Here is a 15,044-nt window from a genome sequence, read left to right as displayed (position 1 = left end):
CGCCCATGGACGACACCAACAACGCTGCAGCACCGCTGCGCTGGACCCTCACCCATAACGCGCCACTGCAGGCCCTGAACACGTTCCACGTGCAGGCCAGCGCAGCGCAGTTGCTGGAACTGCACGACGCCGCGCTGCTGCCGGAGGTTCTGGCCTTGCCGGAAGTGGCCAATGGCCCGCTGCTGGTGCTTGGCAGCGGCAGCAATGTGCTGATCGCCGAGGACCTTCCCGGCACCGTGCTGGTGTTCGGCAACCGCGAAATCAGTTTCCTCGAACACCGTGCCGACCACGCCGTGATCCGCGCTGGAGCCGGCGTGTCCTGGCACGGGCTGGTGATGTGGTCGCTACAGGAAGGCCTGTCCGGCCTGGAAAACCTGGCCCTGATTCCCGGCACCGCCGGCGCATCGCCGATCCAGAACATCGGCGCCTATGGCGCGCAGGTCGGCGAGTTCATCCAGACCGTAGAGGCCTGGGACTGCCAGGAAAAAACCTGGGTACGGCTGGACAACGAACAGTGTGGCTTCGCCTACCGCGACAGCGTGTTCAAGCAGCAGCCGGACCGCTACCTGATCACCGCCATTGAACTGAAACTGCCGCTGCTGCACGACCTGCGCATGGGCTACGCCGGCATCCGCGAAGAACTGCAGGCGCAGGGCGTGGAACTGCCAAGCGCAGTGGACGTGGCCAATGCGGTGATCGCGATCCGTCGCCGCAAGCTGCCCGACCCCGACGTACTGGGCAACGCAGGCAGCTTCTTCAAGAACCCGGTGCTGCCGCTGGAACAGGTGGAGGTGCTGCTGCAGCACTTCGCCGAGCTGCCGGTGTTCCCGGCGGACCGTGATGACCGCCGCAAGGTCTCGGCGGCCTGGATGATCGAATCCTGTGGCTGGAAGGGCTTCCGCGAAGGTGATGCCGGCGTTGCGCCCAGCCACGCGCTGGTGCTGGTCAACCACGGCAACGCCACCGGCACTGAACTGCTGGCGCTGGCACGGCGGATCTCCGCTTCGGTACTGGAGAAGTTCGGCGTGCCGATCGAACCGGAGCCTCGCCTGCTCGGCGCACAGTGGTGAGCACACCCGCCCTACCCGCCAGCGCCACCCCATTGCGGGCGGCGCTGCTGATGCTCGGCAGCACCATGGCCTTCGGCCTGATGGCGGTGGCGATCCGCTACGCCACCCGCTACGTGCCGACCCAGGAAGTGGCGTTCTTCCGCAATGCCTTCGGCCTGCTCGCCCTGCTGCCGATGCTGCTGCGCCCAGGCCATGCACCGTTGAAGACCCAGCAGCTGTCGCGCTATTTCCTGCGCAGCGCGATCGGCCTGGGCTCGATGCTGTGCGCGTTCTGGGCATTGGGCCACCTGCCCCTGGCACAGGCCGTTTCGCTGTCCTACTCTACGCCGTTGTTCGTCACCATCGCGGCGGTGCTGTGGCTGGGCGAAACGGTACGCGTACGGCGCTGGGCAGCGGTGGTGGTCGGCTTCATCGGCGTGCTGGTGATCGTGCGGCCGGGCACGGCCGGCTTCACGGCCGGCAGCCTGATCGCCGTGGCCGCCGCCGTGCTCAGCTCGCTGGTGGCGATCCAGATCAAGCAGCTCACCCGGATCGACAGCGCCGACACCGTGGTGCTCTACACCTACGTGTTCTGGGTACCGCTGTCGCTGATACCGGCCCTGTTCGTGTGGGTGTGGCCCACCGGCATCGCCTGGCTCTGGCTGCTGGCCACCGGCGTGCTGGGCACCATCGGCCAGTTGCTGTGGACACGCGCACTGCGCCTGGGCGAAGTCTCCGCGCTGACCCCGATCAGCTTCCTGCAACTGCCGCTGGTGACCTTGTGTGGCTGGCTGTTGTTCGCCGAGACGGTGGATCGCTGGACGATCATCGGCGCCGGCATCATCCTCGCCGCCAACGCCTACATCGCCCATCGCGAAGCGGTGCTGTCACGGCGTGCAGCGAGCGTCGCCGCGAGCGCAGCGGCCAAGCCGGCGGAATAAGGGTTCCGGCCGGGCTGCGCCCGGCACCCGTGGTAGTGCCGGCCGCTGGCCGGCAACCTCAACAGCAAAAGCAACAGCGGGCGTTCCGTGGGATGGCGGGGTGGGTCCGGTTGCGGGGGACGCCGTGAATCCATCCATGGAGGCTCGGTCGCGCCATCCATGGCGCTCACGCCCCCGCAACCGGACCCACCCCGCCTTCGACAGCTTTCCGCGATCTGTCGTAGATCCACGCCATGCGTGGATGAATTTCCATCTAAATCGAATATTTCGACAATTGAACGAAGAACATCCACGCATGGCGTGGATCTACGCGTCGACCAAGGTCGACACCCACCAACAGCAGCGGGGAATTGTCGAGGGCGGGGCGGTGTCGGATTGCGGGGTGTCCGCGGCATGGATGCCGCGGCCAAGCCCCCATGGATGGGTTTACGGCGTCCCCGCAATCCGACACCGCCCCGCCAAACCCACAGATAGTGCAGAGCCGGCTGTTGCTGTTGCTTCGGCTGTTGCTGTTGAAGTTGCCGGCCAGCGGCCGGCACTACCGCGGGTGCCGGGCGCAGCCCGGCCGGCCCCCCTACAGCACCTGGTACGCGCGCTCGGCCGCATCGAACACATTGCCCGGCGCGAACTGCTCGCCCAGGTAATGCAGTGCTTGCCGGTGCTGCTGCAACGAGCGCTGCGCCGCGCCGGGGCCCAGCAGCATCTGCTCGAATTCGATCAGGTCCTGCAGGATGCGCCAGTGCCGATACCACGCAATCCAGCGCGGATCGCCCAGGTCGCTGCCATAGCCTTCGGCGAAGCCGAGTGGATGCTCACGCCCCCAGCGACCACCTACCGCGGCGCCGACAAACATCAGGTCGCGCTCGCGCGGGGCCAGTGCCAGGCCGTCCCAGTCGATCAGGTGCAGTGCATCGTCCTGCCCCATCAGCAGGTTGCCCGCGTGCAGGTCGGTGTGGCACAGGCGCAGCGCCGGTGCCTCACCCTGCAATTGGCGATGCAGCGCTTCGGCACGCTGGTGAAGTTCGGCGATGCGCGACCGCTGCTGCTGCCATAGCGCCAGGAACGCACCGCCGGATCGATCCTGCGCCTGCGCCAGCGTCGAGGGATCGCGCAACCACGTTCCCACCGTGTCGACCGCTGCGGTTTCAAGCCGCAGCGTCGGCAGGGCCTGGCGCAACGCGGGCGGGATCTCGGCCTCATGCAGGCGACGCAGCACTTCGCCCAGTTGGCGCCATTGCGCACGGCTCAGCGGCGCCTCGAAGCCCGACTGCCCTTCGATGTAGGGGAACAGCGTGAACTGCAGGCCCCAACGCTGCACCGACGCGCCGCCGCTCAGGGCCGGCCACGGCGCAACAATCTCTCCGATGCCCAAGGTGCCACGCAGCCAATGCAGGCTGTCCCACACCGCGGGCGCCACCTGGAAGTTGCGGCATTTCAACCACCAATGGTCGTGGCGGGCATCGATGCGAAACACGCACGCGTTGGCGTCGGCGCCCACCGGGCGCGGCACCACCGCCGTCGCGTTGATGTCGTAGGACTGCTGCAGGACTTCAACGATCTGCTGCGCCGAAGCGAATGACATGGATGCAGGCGTGCTTTGGTGACGACACCTACTATCGCAGATGGCCTTGCATCCGCACAGGCAAACTGGTCACAACATCGCTCTCCTGCGACAAAAGAACTAGCCGGCAATGCGTCGCATGACTGCTTCCAACGGACCGCGCGCGAACCGCCACGACCACAACCAGGCCGCCGCGGTCGCCAGCATCACGAACAACAACGCAGCCATCAGTACCCACGACAGGCTGGCACTGCCATCAAGCAGTCCAAGCGATTCCAGCACGCCCATGCCGATCAGGATGTGCGCCACGTACAGGCTCAGCGTCATCCTTCCGGCCGCAGTGAACGGTTCCAGCCAACCGCCAGGATGCAGCCGCACCAACCACAGGCATGCTGCGATCAGTGCACACGCCGCGCCTGCGCCGGTCAGCAGATAGGCCGGGCCGGGCGGCATCGGCTGTGTCGCCAGCCACACCTGCCACGGCGTGCCATGACCCCACTGCTGCAACACCTGGCCGGCCCCCATCAGCAGCAGGCCGAGCAGCAGCAAGGCACGCTGCACCCGGGGTTGCGACAGCGGCAGCTGCGCCAGCAGCATGCCCAGCAGGAAGAAGCACAGCCACGGCAACACCGGATGGAAGCCATTGAACAGCAGGTTGCGCATCGCCCCCGGCCATTGCCACAGCCCCTCGTAAGCCAGTGTCTGCCAGTTCCAGCCCTGGCTGTAGTCCCAGCGCAGCAGTGCCCAGAACCCGACCATCGCCAAAGCCACCATGCTGCCCAGCAGAACACGGGGCGACGCGCGCAGCCACAGCACCGCCAGCGCGAAGTACACCGCGTAGTAATGCAGGATATCGGCAGGAAACACGGTCAGGTTGAGCAGGCCGAGCACGGCCAGGAACACGGCCCGCCGCCAGGTCTGCACGCTTGCCTGCCACCACGCCAGTCTCTGTGTGGCCAGCATCAGGCCCACCCCGGCCAGCGTCACGAAGGTCGCCGAAGCCTTGCCTTCCAGCAGGTGGAAGAATCCAGCGAGCCAGCCGCCGCCGTCGGTCTCGACGGCCATCGCCAGGCGGAAGTTGACCAGCACCATGCCGGCCAGGGCGAGGTAGCGCGCCAGATCCAGCCCATGCAGCCGCCGATCGTCAGTGCTCACGCACGCGCCCCAAGCAGAACTGCCAGCAGAGCGGGATCAAGCACGTCGGTATCGGCATCGCTCGCCTCACCCAATCCCTGCCGCAGCGCAGCGCTCTCGATCGCATCCAGCAGCACCTGCGCCTGCAGCGCGGGCGCCAGCACGGGCCGGCGGCGCTCACGACGTGCGACCTCCTGCAAAGCCTCGGCAAGACCGCGCTGCAACTGCGCGCGGTTGCCAGCGAATGCCGCCGCCACCGCCGGATTGCGCGCGCTCTCGGCCAGCACTTCCACGCTCAACAGCGCCCATTCCGGCTGCCGGCACAGGGTGTGGAAGTCCCGCAGGAACCCCTGCACCTGCGCACGTTCGCCATTGCATCCCGCCAACCGCTGCAGCAACGGCTGCAGTTCGTCCTGTTCGGCCTCGGCCGTCGCCAGGATCAGCGCCTCCTTGCCGGGAAAGTGGTTGTAGAGATTGCCCAGGCTCACCCCGGCCGCCTGCGCGATGTCGCGCATGCTGGTCTGGTGGAAGCCCTTGGACAGAAAGCATTGCAGGGCCGCCTGCAGGATCTGCGAAGCGCGTTGCTCATTGCGGTCGGTGCGGTTCATGCGGCAAACAATGAACGAACGTTCGTCCATTTGAAAGCCGAATCCAAGCCGTCGGCCAGTCACCATTCAGGCCGTCGCGCTTGACCTCAACCGCTGTTGAGGACCGATCCTGCCGCGCCCTGCTGCGACTGCGGACCCTGCATGCACCTAGAAGAACTCGTCCAAGAGGCGGTAGAACGCGAGTCGGCGTTCATCGGCACCCATGCCATAGCGGGCCAGCAAGGGCGCAACCCAGCGGGTGTCGTCATAGTTGTGGACCAGGCTGCGTGCGGCCAACGCCAAGTCCTGGCAACGATCAGCCACACCCAGCCGGCCGCAATCGATGAAACCGCTGAAGTGGCCGTCGACCGCCATCAGATTCGGCAGGCACGCATCGCCATGCGCTACCACCAGATCCTCATCCGCCGGGCACGTTGCGATCAGCTCGGCATGCACCTGCTCGGCGCTCTGGCCCATGCGTTCATCGTCGAAATCATCCGCATCGATCAACCGTGCGGCAACGCGCGCAGCGACCTCCGGCAAGCGCGTTGCAAGGCGATGATCGAACGGACAACCGGCAACCGGCAGCGCATGCAGGGCGCGCAGCGCGTCAGCCAGCAGCACGACCACCTGGTCGGGCGCCAGCGTCGGCGACGATGCCAGGTCATGGCCGGGCAACGCGCTCATCAGCAGCCAACGCCGGCCGCCCTCCTCCGTTGTGTCCAACACCGTTGGCACCGGCTGTCCCTGTGCCCGCAGCCAACGCAGGCGCAGGATTTCGCCCTCCAGTTCGCTGAAGGCATCGATCACTTCCGATTTCAGGAACGCATCCGGCAACCCCTGACGTCGCACCCGCGCTACATCGGCGCGCGACACGCCGATGCCCTGCATCTCGATATCTGCATCACGCAGCATGCTGCGCCAACGCGACGGCAAGGGCATGGCACCGCCATCGCTCGATCCTGCTTCCATCTTCGCCGCTCCGGCTCCGCTGACACCCTGGATTCTCTCCGAAGCGCACACTCCACAGCAAAGGACATCGCATGAAACTCATGATCATCGGCGCCAGCAAAGGTCTTGGCCGCGCCTTCGTGGAGGGCCTCTGCCGGCCCGGCGATACCGTCGTCGGCGTATCGCGTACACGCCCCACGCAGCTGGACTGCGGCGAGGGCGTCGATGTGCACTGGATCGAGGCAGACCTGAGCCAGCCAGCACGGGCCGCCGCCAGCATCGCAGCGCAGGCGCCGCCGGATCTCGATGTGCTCATCCATAACCTTGGCATCTGGGAGGAGACCGCATTCAGTGACGACTACGATTTCCTCAACGAAAGTGACAGCGCGCTGGCTCAGCTGGTGGACATCAACATCACCGCCACCCTGTTGCTGCTCAAGCAGCTGCTGCCCCGCGTTCTCGGCGGGCGCCGCCCGCAACTGGTGTTGACCGGCTCGACCTCGGCGCTGCCACGCAGTGGCCGCCCCGAGGTGGCGTTCGGCGCGTCCAAGTTCGCGCTCAACGGCATTGCCGATGCCCTGCGCGAAGGCTTCCGCCAGCAGCGGCTGGCCGTGACGACGCTGCAGCTGGGCTACCTCAATACCGAAGATGCACTGTCGGTGCCGCTGCAGCAGGCGGCCGCACGCGGCAATGGCGAGTACGTGCCGGTGCACGACGTGGTGTCGATGGTGCGCGCCCTGCTGCAGCTGTCACCGTCCAGCTTCGTGCGCGAGCTGGTACTGCCCGCGATCGCCGATCCGCGTTACTAGACCAGCGCTCAGCACACACTGGCAGCCCCGGTTTGGCCGTACACGCGACCGTGGTTTACTCTGCGTCTACTGGCAGTTGGCCGCACACGAGACCGGCTATGGCTATCGATGCGCTATCGAGGCTCTCGACCCGGGTTCTGGACAGCGCCCTGCCCAGCCTGCCGCTGTACCTGCTGCAGGCCACTGCGGTGATCGGCATGATCGGCGTGTTCCTGATCGCCACCCGCCGCGGCGGCCATGCCATCGAAGGACGCCGCGTCTACATCGGCGCGATCCTCGGCCTGATCTACCTGTTCAATTCATGGTTCGTGGCCGGCTACGCGCAGGGCGTGGTCAAGCTCAACCTCGGCATCGACATCCTGCTGATCAGCGGTCTGCTGGGCGGCTGGCGCGGCGGCGTGACCTGCCTGCTGGCCAGCCTGCTGGCGCGCTACCAGTTCTCCGGCACGCAGTATTTCCTGCCCGCCAGCCTGGAAGCGGCGCTGCAGGTGCTGGCAGGCATCTGGCTGCGCGGGCGGATATACCCGCGCATGCTCACCCACTTCTCGCTGCGGTTGATCCTGCAGGCCTGGGCGGTGCGCATCGCGGTGACCTTGATCGGGCTGGTGTTGGGCGTGGCGATCATCGGCAGCGCGCAGCTGCCCCTTCTGGAACTGGCCACCCAGCGCGTGCTGGCCCTGCCGGTGTCATTGCTGGTGCTGGTAGCCGTATTCGCGCTGGTCTACAACGATGCGCAGATCGATGCCCAGCGCCAACGCGAACATGCGTGGATGCGCATCGACCCGGTGAGCGGCCTGCCCAACCTGCGCGCCCTCGACGAGCGTCTGCAGCGTCATTGGCGCAGCAGCGACGACCGCGGCAACGCGTGCCTGATCGTGACCGAGATGGGCAACCTGCAGGATCTGCTGCTGCGCTATGGCCCGCTCAATGACAGTGGCCTGTGGAACCGGCACAACGCCGAGGCCGTGCGCCGCACCCTGCTGCATGCGCGACCGACCGATGCGATGGAAATCTATCAGTTCGGTGACAGCGCGCTGGCGATCCTGCTGCCTGACGCAAGCCTTGCCGATCTCCGCGCGGACATCGAACTGCCTGCGTTGGCCGACCGCCTGTCCACGGTGATCGGCAATGACTGGCCGGGCTTCCGCCCGGTGTTCCGCTGCGCGGTGGTCGAGCTGCAGCCGCCCACGCAGGACGACAGCTCCATCCCGTTCCGCGCGGTCACCCTGGCCTTGAACGCGATCGAGTCAGGTGTTGTGTTCTTCGATGATCCGATCCAGCGCGACAGTGAAGTGGATGCCCTGATCGAGACCGCGCTGGACCACTGGCTGCAGCACGCCGATGCACCACTGTACTACCAACCCAAGTTCCGCCTGCAGGACCGCCACCTAGTCGGCGCCGAGGCGCTGCTGCGGATGCGCGATGGCGATGGCCACCTGATTGCACCGATGCGGGTGGTTTCGCTGCTGCGCCGTCGCGGACGCCTGGCCGAACTGGAATGGGCCACGCTGCAGGCGGCCACCGCCTTCCTTGGCCACTGCAGGGATGACGGGCATACGCTGACGATCGCAGTGAACGTGTCCGCCGAATCGCTGCGCCAACCCGGCTTCGGCGCACGCCTGTGCACCCTGCTGGAACAGCAGCGCATACCCGGCGCGATGCTGCGGCTGGAGATCGTCGAGTGGACCGAAATCGTCGAGCGCGACGTCGTCGATGCCAACGTCGTCGTTCTGCTGGCCGCTGGCATGAGCCTGTCGCTGGACGACTTCGGCGCCGGCTATTCGACCCTGATCCTGCTGTCGCAGCTGTCGGTGGCCGAGGTCAAGATCGAGCGGGCATTGATCGCCACGCTGTCCGATGCCAAGTCGCAGTCCATCGTCCGCTTCATCGTGGAAGTAGCCCACCGCTGCGGTGCCGTCGTCGTCGCCGAAGGCACCGAGACCCCGGCGCAGGAGCAGCTGCTGCGTGCGCTGGGGGTGGATGTGGGCCAGGGTTATCTGTATGCACGGGCCCTGCCACCGGAGCAGTTCCGGCAGCTGGCCTGAGCGGCCTTCAGGCCAGCCGCATCGACAGCTCCACATCGTCGGCGAAGGGCACAGACAGATAGCCTGCATTGCCCGAGCGCATGCGCTGCTGGTAGCGCGGGCTGTCGTCGGCGTTGTCGGCGATCACCACTGCGCCCGGGCGCAGCCGCTCGTGCAGCAGCTCCAGCACATCGTCGTACAGCACCTTGGCACCATCGAGCAGCACCAGATCGATCGTATCGGGCAGGTCCACCGCCAGGGTCTCCAGTGCGTCGCCCACGCGGATCTCGACCAGATCGTCCAGGCCCGCTTCACGCAGGTGGCCGGCGGCACGGCGCGCCTTCTCCGGTTCGAACTCGGTGGTGATCAGGCGGCCGCCGCCGTTGTCACGCAACGCCGCAGCCAGATGGATGCTGGAGATGCCGAACGACGTACCGAACTCAACGATGCTGCGCGCGCCACTGCTGCGCGCCAGCAGGTACAGCAGGCGGCCGGTGTCCGGCGACACCGGCAGCCACAGGTCCTTCAGCAGCTCGCCATACAGGCGCCGGTATTCGGTGCGGCTGCCCAGCAGGCGCTGCCGCTCTTCGGGAGAAACGGAGGTCAAGGCCGGGCTGAGCGCGCTGTCGGCTTCGGTAAACAGGCGTGCCAGCAGGGGCGCGACCGGGGTCGAGATCAGGGTGGACATGGGCGGGTGTTCCTTGCGATGACGGGGTTAGAATGCGAATGATTCGTCGCAATCAAGAATACGGACGATCCCCGGCTCCGCCTATTCGCATTGGAAAAGCCTCATGTCCGAACGTCGTCCGCCGCAGATTTCCTCGAGAAAACAGCCTCGCCAGTCACGATCGAACGACCTGGTCGCGGCCATTCTCGAAGCCGCTGCTCAGGTTCTGAAGCACGAAGGCGCGCCCCGGTTCACCACCGCGCGGGTGGCCGAACGCGCCGGCGTCAGCGTCGGCTCGCTGTACCAGTACTTTCCCAACAAGGCGGCAATCCTGTTCCGCCTGCAGCGCGACGAGTGGCAGCAGACCGGCGCGATGCTGCGCGACATCCTGCAGGACACACGACAACCGCACCTGCAGCGCCTGCGCACGTTGGTGCATGCCTTCATCGTGTCGGAATGCGAAGAAGCGCAGACCCGTGGCGCGTTGAACGATGCCGCGCCGCTGTACCGCGATGCGCCGGAAGCGCAGGAAGCACGCAGCGAGACCGACGAAGCGATGCTCGTGTTCATGGCCGAGCTGCTGCCGCAGGCCTCGGCGGGCACGCGCCAGCTGGCGGTGGATCTGATCGATACCACGCTGGGTGCCACCGGTCGCGAATTTTCCAGTAAACCGCGCACTGCCGCCGAGATGCGCATCCATGCCGATGCGGTCGCGGATATGTTCTGCGCCTATCTCAGGCAGCTGGGCGCGCACTGACGTGCAGCCGCCGGCTTACACCGCGTAGAAGCCCAGGAACATCGCCACCGCCGACTCGGCCACGCGCGTGCGTTCGGCCTGCGCCAGCGGCGCCTGGCCCATCGTCACCTGCGGCCAGAACGCGAAGCTCTTCACCAGGCCCTGCAGCTGATGGCCGGCGAATTCCGGATCGACCTGGCGCAGCCGCCCATCGGCAATCGCCGCACGGATCCACGCGCTGACGCCGCTCTCCTTCTCGCCCATGCGGCAGACGATCGCCTGCGCACGCTCGGGCGAATGGATGATCTCGGCCATCGCCACCCGTGCCAGGTCGATGAAGTTGGCATCACCCAGCAGGTCCAGCTTCTGCCGCAGCAGCTGCAGCAGCTGCACATCCAGCGGCTGGTCGGCGCGGTACGGCAGCTCGACGCTGGCCACGCTGCTCTGCCACAGCTCTTCCAGGATCAGCGCGAACAGTTCTTCCTTGCTCGGGAAGTGGTTGTAGACGGTGCGCTTGGAGACACCAGCCACCGCCGCGATGCGGTCCATGCTGGTCGCCTCGTAGCCGGCCGAACGGAACTCTTCCACCGCCGCGCGGACGATGGCCTCGCGCTTGCGGTCGGTAAGGCGTTGCGGGGTACGGGGCATGGCGGAACCAGACAGCTGAACGGATGCCACCATTTTACACCCAGCAGTGTACTTTCTGAAATCCGGAAACTACACTGTGCAGTGTACCCTGCGGACGTCACCCATGAAGCGCCTGCTCCTTGTCCTCCTGCTCGGAATCCTCGCCGTGACCGCTTATACCTTCTGCAAATCCTGGTCCCTCCCCGACTTCCCCGATTCGCCGCAGTACCGCGAAGGCAAGTTCCGCAATGCCCTGCCGAAACCGGCAATGGGCCTGCGTGATGGCCTGGAGATCTGGTGGACCTTCCTGTTCAACAAGCCCAAGGGCACCGTGCCCGACCACCCCATCCCGGTGCAGGCGCTGGACCGCGCCACCCTGGATGCGGCGCCCGATCGCAGCCTGTTCCGGCTGGGGCATTCGACGATCCTGCTGAAGCTGCGCGGCCAGTACTGGCTGACCGATCCGGTGTTCTCCGAACGCGCCTCACCGGTGCAATGGATGGGCCCGGCGCGCTTCCATGCACCGCCGATCAGCATCGACGAACTGCCGCCGATCGCCGGCGTCATCCTCTCGCACAACCACTACGACCACCTCGACCACGCGGCGGTAATGAAGCTGGCCGGCAAGACCGCGCGCTTCATCGCACCGCTGGGTGTGGGCGACCAGCTGATTGCCTGGGGCGTGGATGCAGCCAAGGTCGAGCAACTGGACTGGTGGCAGTCCACCGAAGCCGCTGGCCTGCGCCTGACCGCAACCCCCGGCCAGCATTTCTCCGGCCGCGGCCTGGGTGACAGCGATCGCAGCCTGTGGGCGTCGTGGGTGATCCAGGACGGCGACTTCCGCATCTTCTTCAGCGGCGACACCGGCTACTTCGATGGCTTCAAGGCCATCGGCGAGAAGTACGGCCCGTTCGACCTGACGATGATCGAAACCGGTGCCTACGATCAACGCTGGGCGTTCGTGCACATGCAGCCCGAACAGACCCTGCAGGCGCACCTGGACCTGCGTGGCAAGTGGCTGCTGCCGATCCACAACGGCACCTTCGACCTGGCCCTGCACGAGTGGCAGCAACCGTTCGAACGCATCAGCGCATTGGCTGCCGCAAAGAACGTGCCGGTGGCCACGCCGATGATGGGCGAGGCACTGGACATGCAATCACCGACCGCTGGTACGCGCTGGTGGGAGCGAGTGCGACTGTAACGGCCTGTCGCGCAGCGACCCTCAGCCGGGATGCTGAACCAGCCGTTCCTGCTCCTTCGCCACATTGATCTGCAGCGCCGCAGCAGCGAGCTCCGCCAGCTCGCTGCTGACCTTCTGGCTGCCGCGCGCCTGCATCCACGAAAGAATATCGGCCAGATGCCAGATCGACGCGCTGCCTTCGTGCACCGGTGCCGGAAACGTCTGCGGGTGCGCGAGCAGCAACTTGCGCATGTTCTGCCGTGACATCCCCAGCAGATCAGCGACATCCGTCAGCCCTACCAGGTCGGGACTGACTTCGATCAGCTCTGCATCGGGTACGGCTTGCCGTACATCTGCAAGCGCGGAAAGCACGGCCTCCCGGGCGCTGGTCGCCTGACGGCAGAATTCAAGCGCCAACCTGCCCGGCCTGCCAATGCCCAGCAGCGCATCATCACAGCCGGCATCGGCAAGGCGTTGCTCAAGCGAGCCAGCATCGGTACCTGTATCCGGCAGACGGTATTTCAGAATGAAGGTGAATTCCATCATCGGTGTGTCCTTGGGAGGATGGCGGCTGCGTCATCGCTCACGGCTGCAGTTCTCGACAACGCGACACAAGGCCCGCGCATGGTTCAAGGCATTCCGGGGCGTGCTCCAAACGCTCACCACACAGAATTCCCCGCATCGGCACTCCTTGTCGTTGTAGGGACAGTACATTCGTCCCCAGGCATGACTGCCGCCGATCCGCAGCCACCATCCACGCGACTCGGCGAAACGGAGGGCAGCTTCAATGTCTTTGTCCGGATGGCGCGAACGGGGCATTCCTTTCCCTCGGAGTCTGGATGCGATCGCATTGGTTGTCAAGTGACAACCACTGGTGATGCGATCAGTCGCTTCGACCCTACAGCCTCTCCGCCATGGGTCCAGAGCCATCCGCGTCAGTGATCCGGGTGCACCTGTTCCTGCAGGTGAATTCCCAACCCACACTCCTTCGCCGAGATTCCAGGTCGCAGCTCAAGCGATGGGATCAGATAATCCCCAGCGTTCTGCCGCCGGTAGGCAATCACCGGATCGCTCGCCAGCCCATCCAGCCGCGCGCCCAGCCCCTCCAGCACGCCAGGCAAGGACGCCTCATCGATACGGCTGCTGCGGTAGATCACATGCGCGGGCAGCACGTCAAAGCCGGGATAGAACAGGATGCCGTGCTGGATCGGGAACAGCACATCGTCGATCGGCCCATTGATGCCGCGCGGACCGTAATGCGACTCCCAGCCACCGGTGGTGACCACCAGCATCGCGCGCTTGCCGGACATCGCGCCCTCGCCATAGCGGTCGCCCCAATGCCGGTCGGAATGTTCGCCCACGCCATAGGCAAAACCATAGGCATACACGCGATCCACCCAACCCTTCAGGATGGCCGGCATCGAGAACCACCACAGCGGGAACTGCAGGATCACCGCGTCGGCCCAGCGCAGTTTTTCCTGCTCGGCGGCGATGTCGGCACTCTGCCGGCCCGTCCTGAAGGCGTCGCGCGAATCCAGTGACGCGTGGAACGGCACCGAAGGATCCCGCCCGGGGTGATCGTCGGCATCGATCTGCGCCTTCCATTGCATGGCATGCAGGTCGGACACCTGCACGGTGTGGCCGGCGCGTTGCAGGTGCTCGACGGTGAAGGCCTTCAGGGTGCCATTGAGCGAGGTGGGTTCGGGGTGGGCGTAGACAAGCAGAACGTTCATGGTGGTATCAGGGAGGGAATGCCGGCCATGTTGGGCGCCGCCACGCTATAGTTGAAATGAATTCCTGCAATTCCCAGCATTGCCATGGACAATACCCTGCGTCGCATCGACCTCAACCTGCTGGTAACCCTGCAGGCCTTGCTGGAAGAGCAGAACGTCACCCGCGCGGCCGAACGCCTGCATCTGGCCCAGCCCACGGTCAGCGTGCAGCTGGCGCGCCTGCGCCACCTGTTCGATGATCCGCTGCTGCTGCCGGGGCCACGCGGCATGCGTGCCACCGCACGTGCCGATGCGCTGCGCGAACCATTGGCCGAAGCACTGGCCGCACTGCAGCGTGCGGTCGCACCGGTGCAGGCGTTCGATCCGGCCCAGGCCACGCAGACTTGGCGGATCATGGCGTCGGACTTCGGCGAAACCACGATCGTCCTGCCGGCATTGGCCGACCTGCGCGTGCGCGCACCCGGCACGCGCCTGGCCGTGGTCAGCCTGGCGCCGGCGCAGATGGTGACGCAGAGCGAACGCGGCGAGATCGATCTCGCCCTCCACATCACCGCCGACGCGCCTGCCTACCTGCACCATCGTCCGCTGTTCCAGGAACGCTACGTGCTGGCCGGGCGTCGCGACCATCCACGACTGAAGCGGCGGCCGACGCTCAAGCAGTTCTGCGCGCTGGACCACGTGATCGTGTCGCCGGATGGCGGCGGTTTCCATGGCGGCACCGACAGCGCGTTGGCGCATGTGGGTGCGCGTCGCAACGTGGTGCTGTCGGTGCCGCACTTCCTGTTCCTGCGCAGCGTGCTGCTGCGCACGGACCTGGTGGCGATGATGCCCTCGCGCCTGGTCGCGCAGGACCCGGCCTTGAAGGCGGTTGCCGCGCCCATTGATGTGCCCGGCTTCGAGATGGTGATGCTCTGGCACGAACGCGTGCATCGCGATCCGGCACATCGCTGGCTGCGCGAGCGTATCTGTGCGCATTCATGAAACCTCGTGCCAAGACCCGCCCGGGAAATATTGCGACGCGTCATGTAACCGGTTACATCCCTTG

General features: G+C 66.1%; 15 protein-coding genes. 7 read left to right on the top strand and 8 right to left on the bottom strand.

Annotation, left to right across the window (positions count from 1 at the left end):
- Positions 1 to 5 precede the first annotated feature (5 nt).
- Both murB and ACUXVE_RS14115 read left to right on the top strand, forming a co-directional pair.
- Complete coding sequence (gene murB / locus ACUXVE_RS14120) at positions 6 to 1,070, top strand: UDP-N-acetylmuramate dehydrogenase (RefSeq protein ID WP_445514634.1); 1,065 nt, start codon at positions 6 to 8, stop codon at positions 1,068 to 1,070.
- Between the two features lie 32 nt (positions 1,071 to 1,102).
- Positions 1,103 to 1,990, top strand: coding sequence for a DMT family transporter (locus tag ACUXVE_RS14115; protein WP_445514657.1), 888 nt, complete (start codon positions 1,103 to 1,105; stop codon positions 1,988 to 1,990).
- 574 nt (positions 1,991 to 2,564) lie between these two features.
- On the opposite strand, the gene ACUXVE_RS14110 is transcribed toward ACUXVE_RS14115, so the two are convergent.
- The 4 genes from ACUXVE_RS14110 to ACUXVE_RS14095 form a co-directional block, all read right to left on the bottom strand.
- Entirely contained in the window at positions 2,565 to 3,572 is a 1,008-nt protein-coding gene (locus ACUXVE_RS14110) for an aminoglycoside phosphotransferase family protein (RefSeq protein WP_093819729.1), read from the bottom strand.
- A 99-nt stretch (positions 3,573 to 3,671) separates the two neighbouring features.
- Positions 3,672 to 4,706, bottom strand: a complete 1,035-nt coding sequence (locus ACUXVE_RS14105; RefSeq protein ID WP_445514633.1) for a DUF418 domain-containing protein — start codon at positions 4,704 to 4,706, stop codon at positions 3,672 to 3,674.
- Positions 4,703 to 5,293: a TetR/AcrR family transcriptional regulator gene (locus tag ACUXVE_RS14100; protein ID WP_445514632.1), complete on the bottom strand. Its 591-nt coding sequence runs from the start codon at positions 5,291 to 5,293 to the stop codon at positions 4,703 to 4,705. The genes ACUXVE_RS14105 and ACUXVE_RS14100 overlap by 4 nt, the downstream gene beginning before the upstream one ends.
- Before the next feature lie 147 nt (positions 5,294 to 5,440).
- Positions 5,441 to 6,244, bottom strand: a complete 804-nt coding sequence (locus tag ACUXVE_RS14095; RefSeq protein ID WP_445514631.1) for an APH(3')-II family aminoglycoside O-phosphotransferase — start codon at positions 6,242 to 6,244, stop codon at positions 5,441 to 5,443.
- A 71-nt stretch (positions 6,245 to 6,315) separates the two neighbouring features.
- Here ACUXVE_RS14095 and ACUXVE_RS14090 point away from each other — a divergent pair, with 71 nt between their 5' ends.
- Both ACUXVE_RS14090 and ACUXVE_RS14085 read left to right on the top strand, forming a co-directional pair.
- Complete coding sequence (locus tag ACUXVE_RS14090; RefSeq protein ID WP_445514630.1) at positions 6,316 to 7,032, top strand: SDR family NAD(P)-dependent oxidoreductase; 717 nt, start codon at positions 6,316 to 6,318, stop codon at positions 7,030 to 7,032.
- 104 nt (positions 7,033 to 7,136) lie between these two features.
- Positions 7,137 to 9,077, top strand: a complete 1,941-nt coding sequence (locus ACUXVE_RS14085; protein WP_445514656.1) for an EAL domain-containing protein — start codon at positions 7,137 to 7,139, stop codon at positions 9,075 to 9,077.
- Positions 9,078 to 9,084: 7 nt separating this feature from the next.
- Here ACUXVE_RS14085 and ACUXVE_RS14080 read toward each other — a convergent pair whose 3' ends face one another.
- Positions 9,085 to 9,744 (bottom strand): O-methyltransferase, encoded by a 660-nt coding sequence (locus ACUXVE_RS14080; RefSeq protein WP_280884441.1) that lies wholly within the window; start codon positions 9,742 to 9,744, stop codon positions 9,085 to 9,087.
- A 103-nt stretch (positions 9,745 to 9,847) separates the two neighbouring features.
- Here ACUXVE_RS14080 and ACUXVE_RS14075 point away from each other — a divergent pair, with 103 nt between their 5' ends.
- Positions 9,848 to 10,480 carry a TetR family transcriptional regulator gene (locus ACUXVE_RS14075; RefSeq protein WP_222389825.1) on the top strand — a complete coding sequence of 211 codons (633 nt, stop codon included), beginning with the start codon at positions 9,848 to 9,850 and terminating at the stop codon, positions 10,478 to 10,480.
- Between the two features lie 15 nt (positions 10,481 to 10,495).
- Here the strand turns inward: ACUXVE_RS14075 and ACUXVE_RS14070 are convergent, their stop codons facing one another.
- Entirely contained in the window at positions 10,496 to 11,107 is a 612-nt protein-coding gene (locus tag ACUXVE_RS14070) for a TetR/AcrR family transcriptional regulator (RefSeq protein ID WP_032976163.1), read from the bottom strand.
- Between the two features lie 103 nt (positions 11,108 to 11,210).
- On the opposite strand from ACUXVE_RS14070, the gene ACUXVE_RS14065 reads away from it, so the two are divergent.
- The gene (locus tag ACUXVE_RS14065) at positions 11,211 to 12,287 is read left to right on the top strand and encodes an MBL fold metallo-hydrolase (protein ID WP_445514629.1); all 1,077 of its coding nucleotides are present in this window, start codon (positions 11,211 to 11,213) and stop codon (positions 12,285 to 12,287) included.
- Between the two features lie 21 nt (positions 12,288 to 12,308).
- On the opposite strand, the gene ACUXVE_RS14060 is transcribed toward ACUXVE_RS14065, so the two are convergent.
- Both ACUXVE_RS14060 and ACUXVE_RS14055 read right to left on the bottom strand, forming a co-directional pair.
- The gene (locus ACUXVE_RS14060) at positions 12,309 to 12,809 is read right to left on the bottom strand and encodes a helix-turn-helix transcriptional regulator (RefSeq protein WP_049465731.1); all 501 of its coding nucleotides are present in this window, start codon (positions 12,807 to 12,809) and stop codon (positions 12,309 to 12,311) included.
- A gap of 392 nt (positions 12,810 to 13,201) precedes the next feature.
- Entirely contained in the window at positions 13,202 to 13,999 is a 798-nt protein-coding gene (locus tag ACUXVE_RS14055) for an NAD(P)H-dependent oxidoreductase (protein WP_033830947.1), read from the bottom strand.
- A gap of 84 nt (positions 14,000 to 14,083) precedes the next feature.
- Here ACUXVE_RS14055 and ACUXVE_RS14050 point away from each other — a divergent pair, with 84 nt between their 5' ends.
- The gene (locus ACUXVE_RS14050) at positions 14,084 to 14,980 is read left to right on the top strand and encodes a LysR family transcriptional regulator (RefSeq protein WP_445514628.1); all 897 of its coding nucleotides are present in this window, start codon (positions 14,084 to 14,086) and stop codon (positions 14,978 to 14,980) included.
- Positions 14,981 to 15,044 lie beyond the last annotated feature (64 nt).

The organism is Stenotrophomonas sp. 3(2025), from assembly GCF_052665395.1.
This window is presented reverse-complemented; position numbering and strand designations above follow the sequence as displayed.

Bases quoted from the DNA above. Each gene is read 5' to 3' on its own strand.
- murB (WP_445514634.1), top strand. From the start codon at position 6: ATGGACGACACCAACAACGCTGCAGCACCGCTGCGCTGGACCCTCACC.
- ACUXVE_RS14110 (WP_093819729.1), bottom strand. From the start codon at position 3,572: ATGTCATTCGCTTCGGCGCAGCAGATCGTTGAAGTCCTGCAGCAGTCC.
- ACUXVE_RS14100 (WP_445514632.1), bottom strand. From the start codon at position 5,293: ATGAACCGCACCGACCGCAATGAGCAACGCGCTTCGCAGATCCTGCAG.
- ACUXVE_RS14095 (WP_445514631.1), bottom strand. From the start codon at position 6,244: ATGGAAGCAGGATCGAGCGATGGCGGTGCCATGCCCTTGCCGTCGCGT.
- ACUXVE_RS14090 (WP_445514630.1), top strand. From the start codon at position 6,316: ATGAAACTCATGATCATCGGCGCCAGCAAAGGTCTTGGCCGCGCCTTC.
- ACUXVE_RS14080 (WP_280884441.1), bottom strand. From the start codon at position 9,744: ATGTCCACCCTGATCTCGACCCCGGTCGCGCCCCTGCTGGCACGCCTG.
- ACUXVE_RS14075 (WP_222389825.1), top strand. From the start codon at position 9,848: ATGTCCGAACGTCGTCCGCCGCAGATTTCCTCGAGAAAACAGCCTCGC.
- ACUXVE_RS14070 (WP_032976163.1), bottom strand. From the start codon at position 11,107: ATGCCCCGTACCCCGCAACGCCTTACCGACCGCAAGCGCGAGGCCATC.
- ACUXVE_RS14065 (WP_445514629.1), top strand. From the start codon at position 11,211: ATGAAGCGCCTGCTCCTTGTCCTCCTGCTCGGAATCCTCGCCGTGACC.
- ACUXVE_RS14060 (WP_049465731.1), bottom strand. From the start codon at position 12,809: ATGGAATTCACCTTCATTCTGAAATACCGTCTGCCGGATACAGGTACC.
- ACUXVE_RS14055 (WP_033830947.1), bottom strand. From the start codon at position 13,999: ATGAACGTTCTGCTTGTCTACGCCCACCCCGAACCCACCTCGCTCAAT.
- ACUXVE_RS14050 (WP_445514628.1), top strand. From the start codon at position 14,084: ATGGACAATACCCTGCGTCGCATCGACCTCAACCTGCTGGTAACCCTG.